Below are 18,218 nucleotides of genomic sequence, written 5' to 3' on the forward strand. Positions count from 1 at the left end.
TCAGCTCTCCTGAAGGGTGGTCAGGCCGTGCTCGATGAAGGCGGGCACCAGCGCGCCGATGCGGTCGAAGCCCGCGCCGACGGTCTGCCCGAGCGTGTAGCGGTAGTGGATGCCCTCCAGGATCACGGCGAGCTTGAACCACCCGAACGCCGTGTACCAGGCGACGGCGGACACGTCGCGCCCCGAGCGGGCCGCGTACCGCTCCACCAGCTCGGCCGGTTCGGGGTGGCCCGGCGCGCCCGCGGTGGTGCTGACGGGCGAGTCGGGCACCTGGAGCGGCGAGCTGTACATCACCAGCAGGCCCAGGTCGGTCAGCGGGTCGCCGAGCGTGGACATCTCCCAGTCGAGCACGGCCGCGATGCGGTCGGTCACGCCGGTGCCGTCGGCGGAGGCGGCCGACGCGATGAGGACGTTGTCCAGGCGGTAGTCGCCGTGCACGACCGTCGGCGCCGGGGAGACGGGCAGCGAGCGGCCGAGCGCCGCGTGCAGCTCGTCGATCCCGGCGAGCTCGCGCCCGCGGGAGGCGTCGAGCTGCTTGCCCCAGCGCCGCAGCTGCCGGTCGAGGAAGCCCTCGGGCCGCCCGAAGTCGCCGAGCCCGACCGCCTCCGGGTCCACGGCGTGCAGGTCCACCAGCGTGTCCACGAGGCCGAGCACCGTGGCGCGGGTGCGCGCGGGCCCGAGCGCGGCGAGCTGCTCCGCCGTGCGGTACGGCGTGCCGGACACGTGCTCCATCACATAGAACGGCGCCCCCAGCACGGCGGTGTCCTCGCACAGCAGCACCGGGCGCGGCACCGGCACGGCCGTCGGGTGCAGCGCGCTGATCACCCGGTGCTCGCGCTTCATGTCGTGCGCGGTGGCGAGGACGTGCCCGAGCGGCGGGCGGCGCACCACCCAGCGGCCGGTGCCGTCCGTCACGGCGTACGTGAGGTTCGAGCGGCCCCCCTCGATCAGCTCGGCCGTGAGCGGCCCCGGCCCCACCAGGCCGGGGCGGACGCGGTCGAGGTGGCCGCGCAGCCGGTCGAGGTCGAGGCCGGGCGGGTGGTCAGCGCTCATGGGCGGATCGCTCCTGATCGGTGAGGTCGGGCCGTACTGCTCGCCTCATGATGCCGACCGGTCGGTATGTCGTCCAGAGGGTCCGAGCGGGTGTGGCGAAGCCGACTGAGGTGCGGGGGCCTGAGCGCGCTGCCGCCGCCCTCGACCGGCAGGTCGTCAGTGGTCGTCCCAGTGCCCGTCGTGCTCCGCGTGCCGGTGCCCGTCGTGGACGTAGTTGACGTGGTCGCCGTGCGCCACACAGGCGTGCCCGCACCCCTCGCCGTGCTGGTGGTCGTGGCCGTCGTGGCGGACGTGCCCGTCCGGCTCGCACTCGTCGTAGTGGTCGCCGTGCGCGCGGTGGAGGTGGCCGTCGTGCGCGTAGTCGACGTGGTCGCCGTGCGGGACCTCGGGGTGCCCGCAGACGGGGCCGTGCGCGTGGTCGTGGACCGGGTGTTCCTGGTGGGGCGTGGTCATGAGGGTGCCTCCCGTGCGGCGGGGTGCGCCACCGGAGCGCGCGTGTGCCGCCGGGTGTGCCGCCGAAGCGCGCGCACGTCTCCCGTGAACCGGATGACCCTCTCAGGCTAGCCCTCGATGCCCCGGCGCTCCCGGTGTGCGAGCTTTGCCGGTAGTGCCCTGACTCTGTGAGGCGACGGAATGAAGGCGATCAGCTACCGCGCGTACGGCGGCCCCGAGGTCCTGGAGTACGGCGACGTACGCGATCCGAAGGTCGGCCCCGACACCGTCCTGGTGAAGGTGCGGGCCGCGGCCCTCAACCCCGTGGACTTCAAGTGCCGCGCCGGGTACCTGGACGCCGTCCTGGACCCCGTGTTCCCCGTCGTCCCCGGCTGGGACGTGGCGGGCGTCGTGGTCCAGCCCGGCGCCGCCGTCCCCGAGTTCGCCGTCGGCGACGAGGTCATCGGCTATGTACGGGAGGACTTCCTGTCCCGCGGCACCCTCGCCGAGTACGTGGCGGCGCCCGTGCGCACCCTCGCCCGCAAGCCCCGCAACCTCTCCTTCGAGGAGGCGGCGGGCCTGCCGCTGGCCGGGCTCACCGCCTACCAGGTCATCCACCGGGCACTGCGCGTCACCGACGGCGACGTCGTCCTGGTGCACGCCGCGGCGGGCGGCGTCGGCTCCTTCGCCGTGCAGCTCGCCCGGCACGCCGGGGCCCGCGTCATCGGCACCGCCAGCGAGCGCAACCACGGCTACCTGCGGGAGCTGGGCGCCGAGCCCGTCACCTACGGCGAAGGGCTCGCCGACCGGGTCCGCGCCCTCGCCCCCGAGGGCGTCGACGCCGCCTTCGACACCATCGGCGGCGACACCCTCAAGGTGTCCGCGGACCTCCTCGCCCCCGGCGGCCGCCTCGCCTCCGTCGCCGACGGCTCCGTCATCGACCTCGGCGGCCGCTACTGCTTCGTCCGCCCCGACGCCGACGACCTGCGCAGCCTGACCGAACTCGCCGAGCGGGGCGCGCTGAGCGTGCACGTAGAGGCCGTCTTCCCGCTGGAGCGGGCGGCCGACGCCTACCGCCTCCTGGAAGAGGGCCGCACCCGAGGCAAGATCGCGGTCACGGTCAACTGGCCGGAAACCCCCGGCCAGACCTAGCCCGAGCCCCCGCCCACCGGGCGCTCACAGCACCATCGCCGCCGCCCCCGCCGCGAGCCCGACCGTGCACAGCACTGCCGCCGTCGCCGCCCGCGGCGCCAGCGGGCGCGGGCGCGCCACCGCCAGCGCCGCGATCCGGAGGTGCGCCACCGCGAGGAAGCCCAGCCACACCAGCAGGCACAGCGCGCACGCCAGCAGGCCCGCCGCCGTGACCCCGTCGTGCAGCGCCGTGCGCGCCGCGAGCACCGCCGCGACCGTGCACGCCAGCGTCGTACGCCGCCACGCCAGGCGCGTGCGCTCCGGCTGGAGCCCCGGATCCCGAGCGCCCACGCCGGTCACCCCTCCCAGCCGAACAGGACGACCACCACCATCGCCACCGCGACCGCCGCCACCACCACGCCCAGCAGCGCCGGGAAGCGCGTCGCGGGCAGGTCCTCGCCGCGCCGCATCGCCCGCTCGCAGCGCACCCAGTGGTGCACCGCGCGCAGCGCGCACAGCACCCCCGCCCCGAGCAGCGCGAGCGCCAGGCCCACCCGCACGCCCCAGCGCAGGTCCGGCAGGAACTGGTCCACCGCGAACCCGCCGCCGATCAGCGCCAGCGCGGTGCGCAGCCAGGCCAGGAAGGTGCGCTCGTTGGCCAGCGAGAAGCGGTAGTCGGGCGTCTCGCCCTCGGCCCGGACCCGGTCGGGCCTGAACCACAGGCGCAGGCTCTGTACGAAGGTGATCACCCGTCGCACTGTAGGCGCCGGTCCCCGCGCCGCCGCTGACCGGCCCGCGGCCGCCCCGCCGCGCTCACGCCCCGCGCTCCCGGAAGGCCAGCAGACGGCGGTACGCCTCCAGGCCGTCCGGCACCCACTCCCACTCCGGCACGCGCCGCGCCAGCTCCTCGTCCGTCAGGAAGCCGTGCCAGGCGACCTCCTCCACCTGCGGGCGCACCGGGGCGCCGACCCGCACCTCATAGACGTACGACCACCAGCTGCGGCCCGCCCCGTCGTCGTACAGGAACTTGAACAGCGGCGTGGGGCGCGGCAGTTCCGCCACGCCCAGCTCCTCCCGCGCCTCGCGGAGCGCCGCGTCGTCGTACGACTCGCCCGCCGCGACGACGCCGCCGACGAACATGTCGTGCAGGGAGGGGTAGACCAGCTTGGTCGGGGTGCGCCGGTGCACGAAGACGCGGCCCTCGGGGTCGCGGGCCTCGATGAACGCGCACCGGTGCCGCAGGCCCCGGGCGTAGACCTCGGCCCGGGGGGCCTGGCCGACGACGACGTCGTGCTCGTCGACGACGCTCACGATTTCCCGCGCGGGATCCACCACACCACTCATGCCCCCACCGTACGCACCTGTGCCCTTTCCCTTGCCCGGGGGCCCGGGGCGCGCTCCGGGCCCCCGGAGACGGCCACTTCTCCCTACCGCCTGGTTGACGTAGGACCCCCCGCTCTGAAGGATCTGACTGACCAGTAACTCCCCGCCCGCCCCAACCCCCAGGGAGCCGCCGTCATGGCCTACGACGCGGACGTCATCGTGATCGGCGCGGGCCTCGCGGGCCTCACCGCGACCGCCGAACTGGTCGACGCGGGCCGCAGGGTGATCCTCCTGGACCAGGAGCCGGAGCAGTCGATCGGCGGCCAGGCGCACTGGTCGTTCGGCGGCCTGTTCCTCGTGGGCTCCCCCGAGCAGCGGCGGATGCGCGTGAAGGACCACCGGGAGCTGGCCCTCCAGGACTGGCTGGGCACGGCGGGCTTCGACCGCGAGGAGGACCACTGGCCGCGCCGCTGGGCTCAGGCGTACGTGGACTTCGCCAGCGGCGAGAAGCGGGCCTGGCTGCACGGCCTGGGCGTGCGGTTCTTCCCGGTGGTGGGCTGGGCCGAGCGCGGCGGGTACGACGCGCAGGGCCACGGCAACTCGGTGCCGCGCTTCCACATCACCTGGGGCACCGGGCCCGGCCTCGTCGCCCCCTTCGAGCGGCGCGTGCGCGAGGGTGTGGCGCGCGGCCTGGTCGAGCTGCGGTTCCGGCACCGGGTGACGGGCCTGGCCCGCACGGGCGGCGTCGTCGACACCGTCACCGGCGAGGTCCTCGAGCCGTCGGACGCCGAGCGGGGCACGGCCAGCGGCCGCGAGGTCGCCGGGACCTTCGAGTTCCGCGCCCAGGCGGTGATCGTCACCTCCGGCGGCATCGGCGGCAACCACGACCTGGTCCGCGCCAACTGGCCCAAGCGCCTGGGCCGCCCGCCCGAGAAGCTGCTGTCCGGCGTGCCCGCGCACGTCGACGGGCTGATGCTCGGCGTCGCCGAGCGCGCGGGCGGACACCTCATCAACCGCGACCGCATGTGGCACTACACCGAGGGCATCGAGAACTGGAACCCCATCTGGGCCCGGCACGGCATCCGCATCCTGCCCGGCCCGTCCTCGCTGTGGCTGGACGCGCGCGGCAACCGCCTGCCCGTGCCGCTGTTCCCCGGCTTCGACACGCTCGGCACCCTCAGCCACATCATGGGCACCGGGTACGACCACACGTGGTTCGTGCTCAACCAGCGCGTCATCGGCAGGGAGTTCACGCTGTCGGGCTCCGAGCAGAACCCGGACCTCACCGGCAGGTCCGTGCGCGGCGTCATCGACCGCGCCCGCGCCGACGTGCCGGGCCCGGTGAAGGCGTTCATGCAGCACGGCGTGGACTTCGTCGTCGAGCGGGACCTCGGCGCGCTGGTGCGCGGCATGAACGCCCTCACCAAGGAGCCCCTCATCGACGAGGCCGCCCTGCACCGCACCCTCGCCGCCCGCGACCGCGAGATCGTCAACCCCTTCACCAAGGACCTCCAGGTCGCCGCGATCCACGGCGCCCGCCGGTTCCTCGGCGACCGCCTCATCCGCACCGCCGCCCCGCACCGCATGCTGGACCCGAAGGCGGGCCCGCTCATCGCCGTCCGCCTAAACATCCTCACCCGCAAGACCCTCGGCGGCCTGGAGACCGACCTGTCCTCGCGCGTGCTCCAGGAGGGCGGCGCGCCGCTGCCGGGCGTGTACGCGGCGGGGGAGGCCGCCGGGTTCGGCGGCGGCGGGGTGCACGGCTACCGCTCCCTGGAGGGCACCTTCCTCGGCGGCTGCCTCTTCTCGGGGCGCGCGGCGGGGCGGGCGGCCGCGAAAGCCGTGGGATAGCGCGCCCGCCCGCGCCGCCCGCGCGCCCCCAGCGCGCCGTGCGCGCCGAACTGGTAAGCCGTACCGGCGAGTTCAGCTACGGCGAATGGCGCAGTGGTCCAATGAGCGGCGCACATGACCCTTGACGTGGAGCGCTGGCTGCCGGTTGGCTGTGCGTGATCGCACGCTCGCCTACCGCGTTGGGGAGGACGTCCCGCGGTGTCTCCACCTCCGCCCCTCGGTCGGTCCCGCAAGCGGGCGGCGCACGTCTTCGACGCCGCCCTCGACGACTCCGACCTCGTCGCCGCACGCACGGCGCTGGCCCAGGGACGCTGGACCGAGGTGAGGGAGCTGCTCGCCGCCACCGGCGACGACTGGGACCGCAGGGGCCACCGCATCGACGTGCTCGCCCGGGAGCCGACCACCACGGCCTGGGCCCGCGACTGGCGGCTCTTCGAGCCGGAGAGCGCCGACGCCGTGGTGCTGCTCGCCTACGCCGCCGTGCACCGCGCGCTGCGCGGCAAGGAGCGCTCCGAGAAGGCCCGCGCCGCCTGCCGCGAGGCCATGGTCAAGGTCCCCGCCGACCCGACGCCCTGGCTCGCGCTGCTGCTCCTGGAGCGCTCCCTGGGCCGCGAGGAGGACGTCGTACGCCTCTTCGACGAGGTCAGACACCGGCACCCGGAGCACCACCACGCCCACCACCTGATGATCGCGCGGCTCGCCGAGCGCCGCCCCGCGGCGGGCCAGGACCCGCTGCACGAGGTGTACGACTTCGCGTACTGGGCCGCCGAACAGGCCCCCGACCACTCGCCGCTCGCGCTCCTGCCGGTCATCGCGCACACCGAGCGCTACCGCGTGCTCGCCGCCGTGGGCAGCGAGACCAGCGACCCCCTCGCGTCCGCGCACTGGACGAGCCGCCGCGCCCGGCAGGTGATGAAGGCGTCCTTCGACTGGTGGCTGGAGTGGGCCATCCCCGGCGACCAGGGCCACCCCCGCGCCTACGTCGACCTGAACTACCTCGCGCACGCCACGTACTGCGCGGGTCGGCACGCCGAGTCCGGGGCCCTCCTCCAGCGCATCGGCCGCCATGTGACCGAGGCGCCCTGGTCGTACCCGGACCGCGACCCGCGCGAGGCCCACGCGGCGGCGCGCACCGCGGCCCTCGGCACGGCGTGACGACCCGAGCGCACGCACAACGCACACAGCGCACAAAGCACACAGCACACGCAACGCACACAGCGCACGAAGCACACAGCACACAGCACACAGCACACGCAAGGCACACAGCGCACAACGCACGCAACGCACGCAACCCACAACGCACACAGCGCACCGCCCCAGCGCGCCCCCCGGGCGCGCGCCGCACGAGTGGCACCCCACGACTGACCACGCACGACGAGCGAGCGGAAAGGACGACCGCGCCATGGCGACGGGCAGTTCGAGCACGAGCGCACACAGCGGCGGCGACAGAGCCGGTCACGCGGCCACGGGCCGCGGCACCGGAACGCGGGGCAGGCCCGCCCCGGCGGGCGGCGGCCGGATCAGCACGTACATGGGCCAGGAGCGCGCCCTGCGCGCGGGTCGCCTCGGCACGGCGGGCCTGCTGCTCTCGGTGCTCGCCGCCACCGGCCCGCTCATGGTCGTCGCGGGCGTCATGCCCACCACGTACGGCGTCATGGGCGTCGTCGGCCAGCCGCTGCTGTTCCTCGCGCTCGGCGTCGTCCTCGCCCTGTTCAGCTTCGGGTACGCGGAGATGAGCCGCCACGTCCACAACGCGGGGGCGTTCTACGCGTACATCTCGCGGGGCCTCGGCGGCACCGCGGGCGCGGGCGCGTCCGTCGTGGCCCTCGTCGCGTACAGCGTGATGCAGGCGGGACTGTACGGCATGCTCGGCTTCGAGGTGTCCGTGCTGCTCGACAAGCACCTCGACGTCACCGTCGCCTGGTGGATACCGGCCCTGATCACCGTCGCCCTGGTCGCGGTCCTCGGCTGGCTGAAGATCGACCTCAACGCGCGGGTCCTCGGCGTGCTGCTGCTCATCGAGGTCGCGCTCGTCGTCATCTTCGACATCGCCGCCGTGTCCGACCCCTCCGACCAGGGCCTCTCGCTGCACGCCTTCAACCCGGACACGCTCACTGGCGCGGGCGTCGCCACCTCGCTGTGCTTCTGCATCGCCGCGTTCACCGGCTTCGAGCAGGCGCCGGTGTACGCGGAGGAGACCAGCAAGCCCCATGTCGTGGTGGCGCGCGTGATGTTCCTCGCCGTCGGCTTCGTCGCCGTGTTCTTCGCGCTCAGCTCCTGGGCGCTGACCGTGGCGGCCGGGCCCGACGGGATCGTCCCCGCCGCGCGGGAGCAGAGCGCGGGCCTGCTGTTCGGCCTCACGGAGCCCCGGCTCGGCGGCACCTTCACGGACGTGCTGCACGTGCTGTTCGTGACCGGGGTGTTCGCGGCGATCGTCAGCTTCCACAACGTCGTCGCGCGGTACGCCTTCGCGATGGGCCGCGAGGGGCTGCTGCCCGCGGCGTTCGGCCGCACCAACGGCGCGAGCGGCGCGCCGGGCACCGGCTCCCTGCTCCAGACCGTGGTGGCCGCCGTGGTGGTCGTGGTCTTCGCGGTCACCGACGACAAGCCCACCGGTGACCCCACGGCGCCGGTCCTGCACCTGTTCACCTGGGGCGGCAACGTGGGCGCGCTCGGCGTGCTGCTCCTGATGGCGACCGCGTCCATCGCCGTCATCGTCTTCTTCGTCCGGCGCGGCGCGGCCCGTACGCAGTTCTGGCGCATCGTCGCGTCCGGCCTGGCCGGGGCGGCCCTGCTGGTCATCGCGGCCTACACGATCCGCGACTTCGACGTCCTGGTGGCCGCGGGCCCCGACTCCGCCCTCAGCTGGGTCCTGCCGGGCATCATCGTCGCGGCGGCCGTGGTGGGCCTCGTCCACGGCAGCGTGATGCGGGCCCGCCGCCCCCAGGCCCACGCGAGGATCGGCCTGGGCAACGAGGCCTTCCAACTGGAGAAGGCGGCAAGCACCTCAGGCCCGCCCGGCGTGTGAGGACGAGGCTTCAAGCCCGTCCGGCGTTTGAGGACGAGGCGCGAAGCGCCAACGAGGGGGAAAGGGGCGAAGCCCCATCCGAAACCGGGGCCCGGGGCGGAGCCCCGGTTTCGGGAAGGGGCGGGGTGGGGGCTAGATCACCAGCGACAGCAGCAGCACCACCCCACCCGCCACCACAGAGATGACCGTCTCCATCACCGACCACGTCTTGACGGTCTGCCCCACGTCAAGCCCGAAGTACTCCTTCACCAGCCAGAACCCGGCGTCGTTCACATGGCTGAAGAAGAGCGACCCGGCCCCGATGGCCAGCACGAGCAGCGAGGTGTGCGCCGTGGACATGTCCGCGGCCAGCGGCGCCACAAGACCCGCGGCGGAGATCGTCGCCACCGTGGCGGACCCCGTGGCGAGCCGGATCGCCACGGCGATGAGCCAGGCGAGCAGCAGCGCGGGGATGGACCAGTCCTCGGAGATGTCGAGGATCATCTGCCCCACGCCGGAGTCGATGAGGGTCTGCTTGAAGCCCCCGCCCGCGCCGACGATCATCAGGATGCCCGCGATGGGCGCGAGGGACTTCTCCACGGTGGCGGAGAGCCGCTCCTTGGTGAACCCGGCCGCCCGGCCGAGGGTGAACATGCCCACGAGCACCGCGGCGAGCAGCGCGATCAGCGGCGACCCGACGACGTCGAAGACCCGCTGCACGGTGGCCTCGGGGTTGTCCACGACGATGTCGACGAGGGCCTTGGCCAGCATCAGCACCACCGGCAGCAGCACGGTGGCGATGGTCGCGCCGAAGCCGGGCCGCTTCTCCAGGTCCTCGGAGGCCCGCTGCGGAATCATCCGCTCCGGAGGCGCCACGTCGACCCAGCGCGCGGCGACCTTGGAGAACAGCGGCCCCGCCACGACGACGGTGGGGATGGCGACGAGCACGCCGAGGGCGAGCGTGACGCCCAGGTTGGCCTTGACCGCGTCGATCGCGACGAGCGGGCCGGGGTGCGGCGGGATCAGGCCGTGCATCACGGACAGGCCCGCGAGCGCCGGGATGCCGATGCGCATCAGGGAGTAGTTGCCCCGCTGGGCGACCATCAGGACGACCGGGATCAGCAGCACGATGCCGACCTCGAAGAACAGCGGGAGCCCGATCACGGACGCGATGAGCACCATGGCCCAGGGCATCGAGCGCCCTCCCGCCTTCGCCAGGATCGTGTCGACGATCTGGTCGGCGCCGCCGGAGTCCGCGAGCAGCTTGCCGAGGATCGCGCCGAGCGCGATGAGCACGCCCACGCCCGCCACGGTGGAGCCGAGCCCGGTGGTGAAGCTGCTGATCGCCTTGTCGAGCGGGGCCCCGGCGAAGGCGCCGAGCGCCAGCGAGCCGATGGTCAGCGCCAGGAAGGCATGGACCTTGAACTTGGTGATGAGCACGACGATGACGGCGATGCCCGCGAGGACGGCGATCCCGAGCTGGGCGTGGCCCGCCGAGGTGATCGGCTCGACGGGATCCGCTGCCAGCATCTCGACGCTGAGACTGGTCACGGTGGTTCCTTGTGCGTGGACGGGGTGGGGGCGTACGGCTCATGGGCGCGTACGAGTCGGGGGTGGACGTACGGACGTACGGATGTACGGCGCACTGAAGAGGCTGGAGTGGCTGAAGAGGCTGAAGGGACTGAAGGGACTGGCGGGGCGGAGCAGAAGGGGCGGCGGCGGGTGGTGGAGGTCAGGCGGCGCCGGGGGTGAGCGCGGCGAGGGCCGCCGCGGACCGCTCCGTGATCTCCTCGGGCGTGCCCGAGACGTCCACGGCGACGCCCGGCTCGTCGGGCCCCAGCGGCTGGAGCGTGGCGAACTGCGAGTCGAGCAGCGCGGTCGGCATGAAGTGGCCCTTGCGCTGGGCCATCCGCTCCTCGATGAGCGCGCGGTCGCCGGTGAGATGGAGGAAGACCAGGCCGGGGGCCGCCGCGAGCAGCCGTTCGCGGTAGCTCCGCTTCAGGGCCGAGCAGCTCACCACGCCGCCGAGCCCGGCCCGGCCGTGCGCCCACCGGCCGATGGCGTCCAGCCAGGGCCAGCGGTCCTCGTCGGTGAGCGGCGTCCCGGCGGACATCTTCGCGATGTTCGCCTCGGGGTGGAAGCCGTCGCCCTCGGCGTACGGGACGCCGAGCCGGGCCGCGAGCAACGCGCCGACGGTGGTCTTGCCCGTTCCTGCGACGCCCATCACTACGACGACGTGGGGGGTGCTCATCGCTGCTGCCTCGCTGTCCTGTTCGTCCTCTTCGACGTTCACGCCACTGAAACCTATTAGGTCAGACGAATTCAAGACCCTGTGACTTAAAAGTCTGACTTTTTGGGGTCGGGTGGCCCCTCGTACGCTGACCTCATGACCGCACCGGCCCGTGGCCTTCACGCCCGCGTACTGGACAGCCTCGGGCCCGCCATCACGGCGGGCGAGTACCCTCCCGGCAGCGTGTTGCGCACCGATGAGCTGGCGCAGCGCTTCGAGGTGTCCCGGTCGGTGATGCGCGAGGCCGTCCGCGTCCTGGAGTCCATGCACTTGGTCGCGTCCCGGCGCCGCGTCGGCGTCACGGTGCGTCCCGCCGAGGAGTGGAACGTCTACGACCCGCAGGTCATCCGCTGGCGCCTCGCGGGCACCGACCGGCCGCGCCAGCTGCGCTCCTTGACCGTGCTGCGCTCGGCGGTCGAGCCCGCCGCCGCGGGCCTGGCGGCGCGCCACGCCACCGCCGAGCAGTGCGCCGCCCTCACCGAGTGCGCCCTCGGCATGGTCGCCACCTCCCGGGGCCGCCAGCTGGAGGCGTACCTGGTGCACGACATCGCCTTCCACCGCACGGTCCTGAACGCGTCCGGCAACGAGATGTTCGCCCGCCTCGGCGACGTGGTGGCCGAGGTCCTCACCGGCCGCACCCAGCACGACGTGATGTTCGAGGACCCGGACCCGGCCGCCGTCACGCTGCACGTACGCGTCGCCGAGGCCGTCCGCGAGGGCGACGCGTCCCGCGCCGAGGCCCTGACCCGCGAGATCGCCGAGGGCGCCTTGCGCGAGCTGGACATCCTGGCACCACCTCCGGAAACCGCCCCGCGCCCGGGGGCGCCCCGCGCCGGGCGCTGACTCGTCCCGGGGTGTCCCACGCCGGGCGCTGACCTGTGCCGGGCGCGCTGACCGGCAGGGGGAGGTGTCCCGCGTCGGAAGGTGCCCCGAGCCCCGGAGGCATCCAGCGCCGGGAGGCGTCCCACACGGGCGGTGTCCCGCACGGGCAGTGTCCAGCGCCGGGGGAATTCCGCGTTCGGGGGCGCCCCGTGCCGGGCGTACTGACCAGCACGGGGATGCGCCCCGCCCCGGGATGTGTCCCGCGCAGGTGGTGTCCCGACCCCGGAGGCGTGCCGTGCCGGGCGCTGACCCGCGCCGGATGTACTGACCGGCACAGGGTGGTGTCCCGCGCTGGGAAGCGCCCCACGCGGGTGGTGTCCCGTGCCAGGAGGCGTTCCGTTGCCGGGCGTTTACCCGTGCCGGGTGTAGGACGGGCGCCGGGCGGTGTCCCGCGCTGGGAAGCGCCCCACGCGGGCGGCGTCCCGCGCCGGGAGGCGTTCCGTAGCCGGGCGCTGATCCGCGCCGGGCGTGCCGACCGGCGCCGGGCCGTGTCCCGACCCCGGGGGCGTCCCGCGCCGGGCGCCGCCCCCCTGCCGGGCGTGCTCACTGGCACCGAGCGGTGCCCCTCACCGGGCGGTGCCCCTCGCCGGGAGGCGTCCCTCACCGAGCGGTGCCTCTCACCGGGCGGTGCCCCTCGCCGGGAGGCGTCCCTCACCGGGCGGTGCCCCTCACCGGGCGGTGCCCCTCGCCGGGAGGCGTCCCTCACCGGGCGGTGCCCCTCACCGGGCGGTGCCCCTCACCGGGCGGTGCCCCTCACCGGGCGGTGCCCCTCGCCGGGAGGCGTCCCTCACCGGGCGGTGCCCCTCGCCGGGAGGCACCCCGCAGGGGCGCTGACCCGCGACCACCCCCGTCGGCGACAATGGCTCCCATGCCCCGACGCACCCCCCGCCCCGAACCCTGCCCCTGCGGTCACCCCCTCCCGTACGCGTCGTGCTGCGGCAGGCTGCACCGGGGCGAGGCCGCCGCCGCGAGCCCCGAAGAGCTGATGCGGTCCCGCTACAGCGCCTTCGCCCGCGGGGACGAGGCGTACCTGCTGCGCACCTGGCACCCCCGCACCCGCCCGCCGCACATCGGCTTCGACCCGGCGCTGCGCTGGACGGGCCTGGAGATCGAGGACACGGCCGACGGCACGGCCTTCCACAGCACCGGCACCGTCACCTTCCGCGCCCGCTACACCGACGGCGGCCGTCCCGACTCCCTGCACGAACGCAGCCGCTTCGAGCGTGTCAACGGCGCGTGGGTGTACGTGGACGGCGCGTTCCTCGACTGACGAGACCGCCGCGACCCGGCCACCGCGCGCGGAAACGGATGGGGCCGACGGTCCGCAGGGGCCCGGCCCCATCCGCGCGCCCGGCCCGCCCGCGCCCCTGACGGGCCCGAACAGCGCGGCCCGCGCGCCAGTTCGACGCCACGCGCTCCCGCGTACATAGGCGCGATCGCCTCCTGCGGCCGCCCACCGCCGCCAGTAGCCTCTACGCTTTCCCCCGCCGCGTACGCGTCCTCGTGCGAAGGGAAGCGCCCGATGGCCCACACCGCACCACCCGACCAGCCGGACCGGCCCGGCGAGCACGGCGGGCCGGACCGCCCGGACCGGCCCGAACAGACCCACGAGCGCTACCTGGGCGGCGGCCCCGCGGCCGAGCGGCTCGTCTTCGACCGGCTCGCCCGCGAGCTGACGCGGGTCCAGGCCGCCAACAGGCGCGCCGCGGGCGCCGGTTCCCTCGCGCGCGCCCAGCACGCCAAGGCCGTACTCGGCGTGGAGAACGCCCGCCTCCGCTTCCGTGACGACCTCCCGGAGGCCCTGTGCCACGGCTACGCGCGGCCCGGCGCCGAGTACCCGGCGACCGTGCGGTTCTCCAACGCCAGCGGCATCCGGGGGCCCGACGGCGCCCCCGACCTGCGCGGCATCGCCGTACGCGTCGGCGTCGGCGCCGACGAGAGCCACGACCTGCTCGCCACCAACCGGGCCGCGTCCCACGCCAGGGACGCCATCGAGTTCGTCGCCTGCGCCAAGGCCCTCGCGGGCGCCCGGACCCGCCTCCAGCAGGCCCTCGCCCTGCACGTCAGGCTGCCGCTCGCCGTCGGCCGGACCAGCGCCACGCGCATGCGCCGCGACCTCCGGGCCGCCACCCGGCACACCGTCGCCAGCCTCGCGCGCGAGACGTACTTCAGCGGCGGCGCCATCCTGTGGGGCCCGACCGGGCCCGTGCGCTATCTGCTGCGCCCCGCGGGCAGCGCCGCCCACGCCCCGCGGCCCGACCGGCACGACCCCAACCGGCTGCACCGCGAGCTGGCGCTGCGCCTGGCCACCGGCGACGTGACCTTCGACCTGTGCGTCCAGGCGTACGTCGACGAGACGCGCACGCCGGTGGAGGACGCCTCCGTCGAGTGGCGCGAGGCCATCGCCCCCGCCGTGCCCGTCGCCCGGCTCACCATCCCGAGCCAGGACCTCGACTCCGCGGCGGCCCGCGCGGCCGCCGCACGCGTGGAGGACCTCGCCTTCAACCCCTGGTACACCACCGACGACTTCCGCCCGCTCGGCAACCTCAACCGGGCCCGCAAGGCCGCCTACGAAGCCAGCGCCGCCCACCGCCAGGGCCTGCGCTTCCTGCCCCCGCGGCCCCTGCGCAACCGGATCCTGAGCGTCCCCGCGGGCGCCGCCTTCGGCCTGCTCAACCGCTTCGTGCCCTGGCACCGCCTGCCACCGCCGGCGAGCGTGCTCAACGTGCTCTTCCTGCGCAAGGCGCTGCGCCGCCGCAACCTCCTCGACACCGACGCGCACGAGGCGCCGCCGCGGGCCGTGCCCGTGCCGCCCCCTCCGGCCGACGGGACGCTGCGCACCGCCCGGTCCTACGACGGCTCGTACAACGACCTGTCCGCGCCCGCCATGGGCGCGGTCGGCGCCCCCTTCGGGCGCAACGTGGCGCCCGTCTACCGGCCCGACCTCTTCGACACCCCGAACCCGGTGACGGTCAGCCGCGAACTCCTGTACCGCGAGACGTTCCTGCCCGCGACGTCCCTCAACGTGCTCGCCGCCGCCTGGATCCAGTTCCAGGTCCACGACTGGGTCAACCACCGCCGCTACCCGCCGGGCACCAAGACCGTCGAGGTGACGCTGCCCGCCGGAATGGCCTGGCACAACACGCCCGGCGGCCCCGCCGAGCGCGTGATGCGCTTCGCCGAGAACGAGCCGCTGCCCACCCCCGACGGCCGCCCTCCCCTCCGCTTCGCCAACACCACCTCCCACTGGTGGGACGGCTCCGAGGTGTACGGCGCGGACGAGGCCACCGCGAAGTCCCTGCGCGTCCCCGGCGGCGCCCACCTCCGCCTCGAACAGGGCCACCTGCCGCTCACCCGGAGCGGCGCCCCGCTCAGCGGCTTCACCGACAGCTGGTGGCTGGGGCTGAGCGCCCTGCACACCCTGTTCGCCCGCGAGCACAACGCGGTGTGCGACGCGCTGCGCTCCACGTACCCCTCGATGAGCGAGGACGCCGTCTACCAGACCGCCCGGCTCGTGGTCTCCGCGCTCATCGCCAAGATCCACACCGTGGAGTGGACCCCGGCGGTCCTCGCCACCGAGGCCATGGACGTCGGCGCGCACACCACCTGGGGCGGCACGCCCTCGGGCTGGCTGAACAAGCTCGGCCTGTGGCTGTTCGAGGCCCAGGCCCTCACCGGCGTCCCGACGAGCCTGCCCGACCACCACGGCACCCCGTACTCCCTCACCGAGGACTTCGTCACCGTCTACCGCATGCACCCGCTCATCCCCGACGACTTCGAGCTGCGCGAGCACCACTTCGGGCAGCGCCTGGAGACCGTCGGCTTCCTCGACGTCCAGGGCGCGGCCACCGAGGGCGCCCTGCGCAAGACCGGCCTCGCCAACACCCTGTACTCCCTCGGCATCGCGCACCCCGGAGCGATCACGCTGCACAACTTCCCGCGCGCGCTCCAGCGGTTCGAGCGCGACGGCGAGATCATCGACCTGTCCGTCGTCGACCTCGTCCGCACCCGGCGCCGCGGCGTGCCCCGCTACAACGACTTCCGCGAGGGCCTGCACAAGCAGCGCGTCCGCCGCTTCGAAGACCTCACCGAGTCCCCGGACACCCTGGCCCGGCTGCGGGACGTCTACGACTCCGTCGACGACGTGGACACCGTGATCGGCCTCTTCGCCGAGAACCCCCGACCGGCTTCGGCTTCAGCGACACGGCGTTCCGCGTCTTCCTCCTGATGGCCGCCCGCCGCCTCCAGAGCGACCGCTTCCTCACCGTCGACTTCCGCCCCGAGATCTACACCCCCCTGGGCCTCGACTGGGTCCAGCAGGGCAGCATGACCTCCGTCATCCTCCACCACTGCCCCGACCTCGCGTCCCTCCTCCCCAGGGGAGCGACCCCGTTCACCCCGTGGCGCACGGTCCCCCCGACCCAGCAGGACAGCTGACCCCACCCGGCACCGGCCCCCGGGACCCCGAACACGAAGAAGGCCCCCTCACGAGGGGGCCTTCTCACTGGTGTCCGAGGGGGACTTGAACCCCCACGCCCGATAAAGGGCACTAGCACCTCAAGCTAGCGCGTCTGCCATTCCGCCACCCGGACCAGGTGTCTGCCGCCTTGCGGGGCGTTCCCGCGGCGACGTGGAAAACCATAGCAAACATTCGGGGGTGCCTGATCACGCGGGTGATGTGCGTGAACGGCGTATGACGAGAGCCGCCCGGCCTTGGGCCTGGACGGTCGGCGCGGGAGGATGGGGGAGACCGAGAGCGCGACAGCGGGAGGAACAGCGTGAGCGAGCCGACCACGGGCGGCAGGGCGAACGGGGCGCGGGCCGTCTCCGGCGAGGACGAGGTCGTCGACCTCTGCCGGGACCTGATCCGGATGGACACCAGCAACTACGGGGACCACTCGGGGCCGGGCGAGCGCAAGGCCGCCGAGTACGTCGCGGAGAAGCTCGCGGAGGTGGGGCTCGAACCGCGGATCTTCGAGTCGCACCCGGGGCGCGCCTCCACCGTGGCCCGCATCGAGGGCGAGGACCCGTCGCGGCCCGCGCTGCTCATCCACGGCCACACCGACGTCGTACCGGCCAATGCGCAGGACTGGACGCACCACCCCTTCTCCGGGGAGATCGCCGACGGCTGCGTGTGGGGCCGGGGCGCCGTCGACATGAAGGACATGGACGCGATGACCCTCGCGGTCGTCCGCGATCGCCTGCGCAGCGGCCGCAAGCCGCCGCGGGACATCGTGCTCGCGTTCCTGGCGGACGAGGAGGCGGGCGGGACGTACGGGGCGCGTTACCTCGTCGACAACCACCCGGAGCTCTTCGAGGGCGTCACCGAGGCGATCAGCGAGGTCGGCGGCTTCTCCTTCACCGTCAACGAGCAGCTGCGGCTGTATCTCGTGGAGACGGCCCAGAAGGGCATGCACTGGATGAAGCTGACCGTGGACGGCACCGCCGGGCACGGCTCGATGATCCACAAGGACAACGCCATCACGGAGCTGTCCGAGGCCGTCGGGCGGCTCGGGCGGCACAAGTTCCCGATCCGGGTGACGAAGACGCTGCGGCACTTCCTGGACGAGCTGGGCGACGCCTTGGGCACCGAGCTGGACCCGGAGAACATGGACGAGACCCTTGCCAAGCTCGGCGGCATCGCCAAGCTGATCGGTGCCTCGCTCCAGAACACCGCGAACCCCACGCAGCTGGGCGCCGGTTACAAGGTGAACGTGATTCCGGGCCAGGCCACCGCGCACGTCGACGGGCGGTTCCTGCCGGGGTACGAGGAGGAGTTCCTCGCCGACCTCGACCGGATCCTCGGGCCGAACGTGAAGCGCGAGGACGTGCACGCGGACAAGGCCCTGGAGACCACCTTCGACGGCGCCCTGGTGGACGCCATGCAGTCGGCGCTCCAGGCGGAGGACCCCATCGCGCGCGCCGTGCCGTACATGCTCTCCGCCGGTACGGACGCCAAGTCCTTCGACGACCTGGGCATCCGCGGCTTCGGCTTCGCTCCGCTCAAGCTGCCGCCGGAGCTGGACTTCGCGGGCATGTTCCACGGCGTCGACGAGCGGGTGCCGGTGGACGGCCTGAAGTTCGGCGTGCGCGTCCTGGACCGCTTCATCGACGCCTCCTGACCCGGTACGCCGTCCCCGAGGGGGCAGCCGACACCCCCGTGTCCCTGTCCACAAGTCGACCTCCGGGGCGGCGCACACGTCGGTTCACCAGCCGAAACGACACTTCAGCAATCGGCCGCGTGTGCGC

Annotated in this window: 14 protein-coding genes, 1 tRNA gene and 1 pseudogene; 8 read left to right on the forward strand and 8 right to left on the reverse strand. The window is 73.9% G+C overall.

Features of this window, described 5'->3' with window-relative positions; all coding sequences use genetic code 11:
• The gene (locus ACOBQU_RS31130; protein ID WP_423631671.1) at positions 1-1,053 is read right to left on the reverse strand and encodes a phosphotransferase family protein; all 1,053 of its coding nucleotides are present in this window, start codon (positions 1,051-1,053) and stop codon (positions 1-3) included.
• A gap of 156 nt (positions 1,054-1,209) precedes the next feature.
• Entirely contained in the window at positions 1,210-1,506 is a 297-nt protein-coding gene (locus tag ACOBQU_RS31135; protein WP_423631673.1) for a hypothetical protein, read from the reverse strand.
• A gap of 180 nt (positions 1,507-1,686) precedes the next feature.
• Between ACOBQU_RS31135 and ACOBQU_RS31140 the strand changes: the two genes are divergently transcribed.
• The gene (locus tag ACOBQU_RS31140; RefSeq protein WP_423631674.1) at positions 1,687-2,637 is read left to right on the forward strand and encodes an NADP-dependent oxidoreductase; all 951 of its coding nucleotides are present in this window, start codon (positions 1,687-1,689) and stop codon (positions 2,635-2,637) included.
• 24 nt (positions 2,638-2,661) lie between these two features.
• Here ACOBQU_RS31140 and ACOBQU_RS31145 read toward each other — a convergent pair whose 3' ends face one another.
• The 3 genes from ACOBQU_RS31145 to ACOBQU_RS31155 form a co-directional block, all read right to left on the reverse strand.
• Positions 2,662-2,976, reverse strand: coding sequence for a DUF202 domain-containing protein (locus tag ACOBQU_RS31145; protein WP_423631676.1), 315 nt, complete (start codon positions 2,974-2,976; stop codon positions 2,662-2,664).
• Positions 2,973-3,365, reverse strand: coding sequence for a YidH family protein (locus ACOBQU_RS31150; RefSeq protein WP_423631678.1), 393 nt, complete (start codon positions 3,363-3,365; stop codon positions 2,973-2,975). Before ACOBQU_RS31150 ends, ACOBQU_RS31145 begins: the two co-directional genes overlap by 4 nt.
• 64 nt (positions 3,366-3,429) lie before the next feature.
• On the reverse strand, positions 3,430-3,960 hold the full coding sequence (locus tag ACOBQU_RS31155) for an NUDIX hydrolase (protein ID WP_423631680.1): 531 nt from the start codon (positions 3,958-3,960) through the stop codon (positions 3,430-3,432).
• A gap of 174 nt (positions 3,961-4,134) precedes the next feature.
• Here ACOBQU_RS31155 and ACOBQU_RS31160 point away from each other — a divergent pair, with 174 nt between their 5' ends.
• From ACOBQU_RS31160 to ACOBQU_RS31170, 3 genes are all read left to right on the forward strand, one after another.
• Positions 4,135-5,790, forward strand: coding sequence for an FAD-binding dehydrogenase (locus ACOBQU_RS31160; RefSeq protein WP_423631682.1), 1,656 nt, complete (start codon positions 4,135-4,137; stop codon positions 5,788-5,790).
• 198 nt (positions 5,791-5,988) lie between these two features.
• Positions 5,989-6,945 (forward strand): hypothetical protein, encoded by a 957-nt coding sequence (locus ACOBQU_RS31165; protein WP_423631684.1) that lies wholly within the window; start codon positions 5,989-5,991, stop codon positions 6,943-6,945.
• A gap of 247 nt (positions 6,946-7,192) precedes the next feature.
• The gene (locus tag ACOBQU_RS31170; RefSeq protein ID WP_423631686.1) at positions 7,193-8,818 is read left to right on the forward strand and encodes an APC family permease; all 1,626 of its coding nucleotides are present in this window, start codon (positions 7,193-7,195) and stop codon (positions 8,816-8,818) included.
• Positions 8,819-8,950: 132 nt separating this feature from the next.
• Here ACOBQU_RS31170 and ACOBQU_RS31175 read toward each other — a convergent pair whose 3' ends face one another.
• Together ACOBQU_RS31175 and ACOBQU_RS31180 are read right to left on the reverse strand one after the other, a co-directional pair.
• Complete coding sequence (locus tag ACOBQU_RS31175; RefSeq protein WP_423631688.1) at positions 8,951-10,348, reverse strand: GntP family permease; 1,398 nt, start codon at positions 10,346-10,348, stop codon at positions 8,951-8,953.
• A gap of 181 nt (positions 10,349-10,529) precedes the next feature.
• A complete protein-coding gene (locus tag ACOBQU_RS31180; protein WP_423634819.1) occupies positions 10,530-11,048 on the reverse strand; it encodes a gluconokinase in 519 nt (172 codons plus the stop codon).
• 135 nt (positions 11,049-11,183) lie between these two features.
• Between ACOBQU_RS31180 and ACOBQU_RS31185 the strand changes: the two genes are divergently transcribed.
• The 3 genes and pseudogenes from ACOBQU_RS31185 to ACOBQU_RS31195 all read left to right on the forward strand — a co-directional run bounded on the left by ACOBQU_RS31185 (position 11,184) and on the right by ACOBQU_RS31195 (position 16,406).
• Positions 11,184-11,930, forward strand: a complete 747-nt coding sequence (locus ACOBQU_RS31185) for a FadR/GntR family transcriptional regulator (RefSeq protein WP_423631690.1) — start codon at positions 11,184-11,186, stop codon at positions 11,928-11,930.
• 898 nt (positions 11,931-12,828) lie between these two features.
• Complete coding sequence (locus ACOBQU_RS31190) at positions 12,829-13,239, forward strand: YchJ family protein (protein ID WP_423631691.1); 411 nt, start codon at positions 12,829-12,831, stop codon at positions 13,237-13,239.
• Between the two features lie 348 nt (positions 13,240-13,587).
• A pseudogene (locus ACOBQU_RS31195) lies at positions 13,588-16,406 on the forward strand (peroxidase family protein).
• A gap of 68 nt (positions 16,407-16,474) precedes the next feature.
• Here ACOBQU_RS31195 and ACOBQU_RS31200 read toward each other — a convergent pair.
• Positions 16,475-16,561, reverse strand: a tRNA-Leu gene (locus ACOBQU_RS31200).
• Positions 16,562-16,747: 186 nt separating this feature from the next.
• Between ACOBQU_RS31200 and ACOBQU_RS31205 the strand changes: the two genes are divergently transcribed.
• Positions 16,748-18,091, forward strand: a complete 1,344-nt coding sequence (locus ACOBQU_RS31205) for a M20/M25/M40 family metallo-hydrolase (protein ID WP_423631693.1) — start codon at positions 16,748-16,750, stop codon at positions 18,089-18,091.
• Positions 18,092-18,218 lie beyond the last annotated feature (127 nt).

It is taken from the genome of Streptomyces sp. G45 (assembly GCF_049542095.1).
Lineage (GTDB): Bacteria > Actinomycetota > Actinomycetes > Streptomycetales > Streptomycetaceae > Streptomyces.

Coding starts and splice junctions, on each gene's coding strand:
- ACOBQU_RS31130 (WP_423631671.1), bottom strand. CDS start 1,053: ATGAGCGCTGACCACCCGCCCGGCCTCGACCTCGACCGGCTGCGCGGC.
- ACOBQU_RS31135 (WP_423631673.1), bottom strand. CDS start 1,506: ATGACCACGCCCCACCAGGAACACCCGGTCCACGACCACGCGCACGGC.
- ACOBQU_RS31140 (WP_423631674.1), top strand. CDS start 1,687: ATGAAGGCGATCAGCTACCGCGCGTACGGCGGCCCCGAGGTCCTGGAG.
- ACOBQU_RS31155 (WP_423631680.1), bottom strand. CDS start 3,960: ATGAGTGGTGTGGTGGATCCCGCGCGGGAAATCGTGAGCGTCGTCGAC.
- ACOBQU_RS31160 (WP_423631682.1), top strand. CDS start 4,135: ATGGCCTACGACGCGGACGTCATCGTGATCGGCGCGGGCCTCGCGGGC.
- ACOBQU_RS31170 (WP_423631686.1), top strand. CDS start 7,193: ATGGCGACGGGCAGTTCGAGCACGAGCGCACACAGCGGCGGCGACAGA.
- ACOBQU_RS31180 (WP_423634819.1), bottom strand. CDS start 11,048: ATGAGCACCCCCCACGTCGTCGTAGTGATGGGCGTCGCAGGAACGGGC.
- ACOBQU_RS31185 (WP_423631690.1), top strand. CDS start 11,184: ATGACCGCACCGGCCCGTGGCCTTCACGCCCGCGTACTGGACAGCCTC.
- ACOBQU_RS31190 (WP_423631691.1), top strand. CDS start 12,829: ATGGCTCCCATGCCCCGACGCACCCCCCGCCCCGAACCCTGCCCCTGC.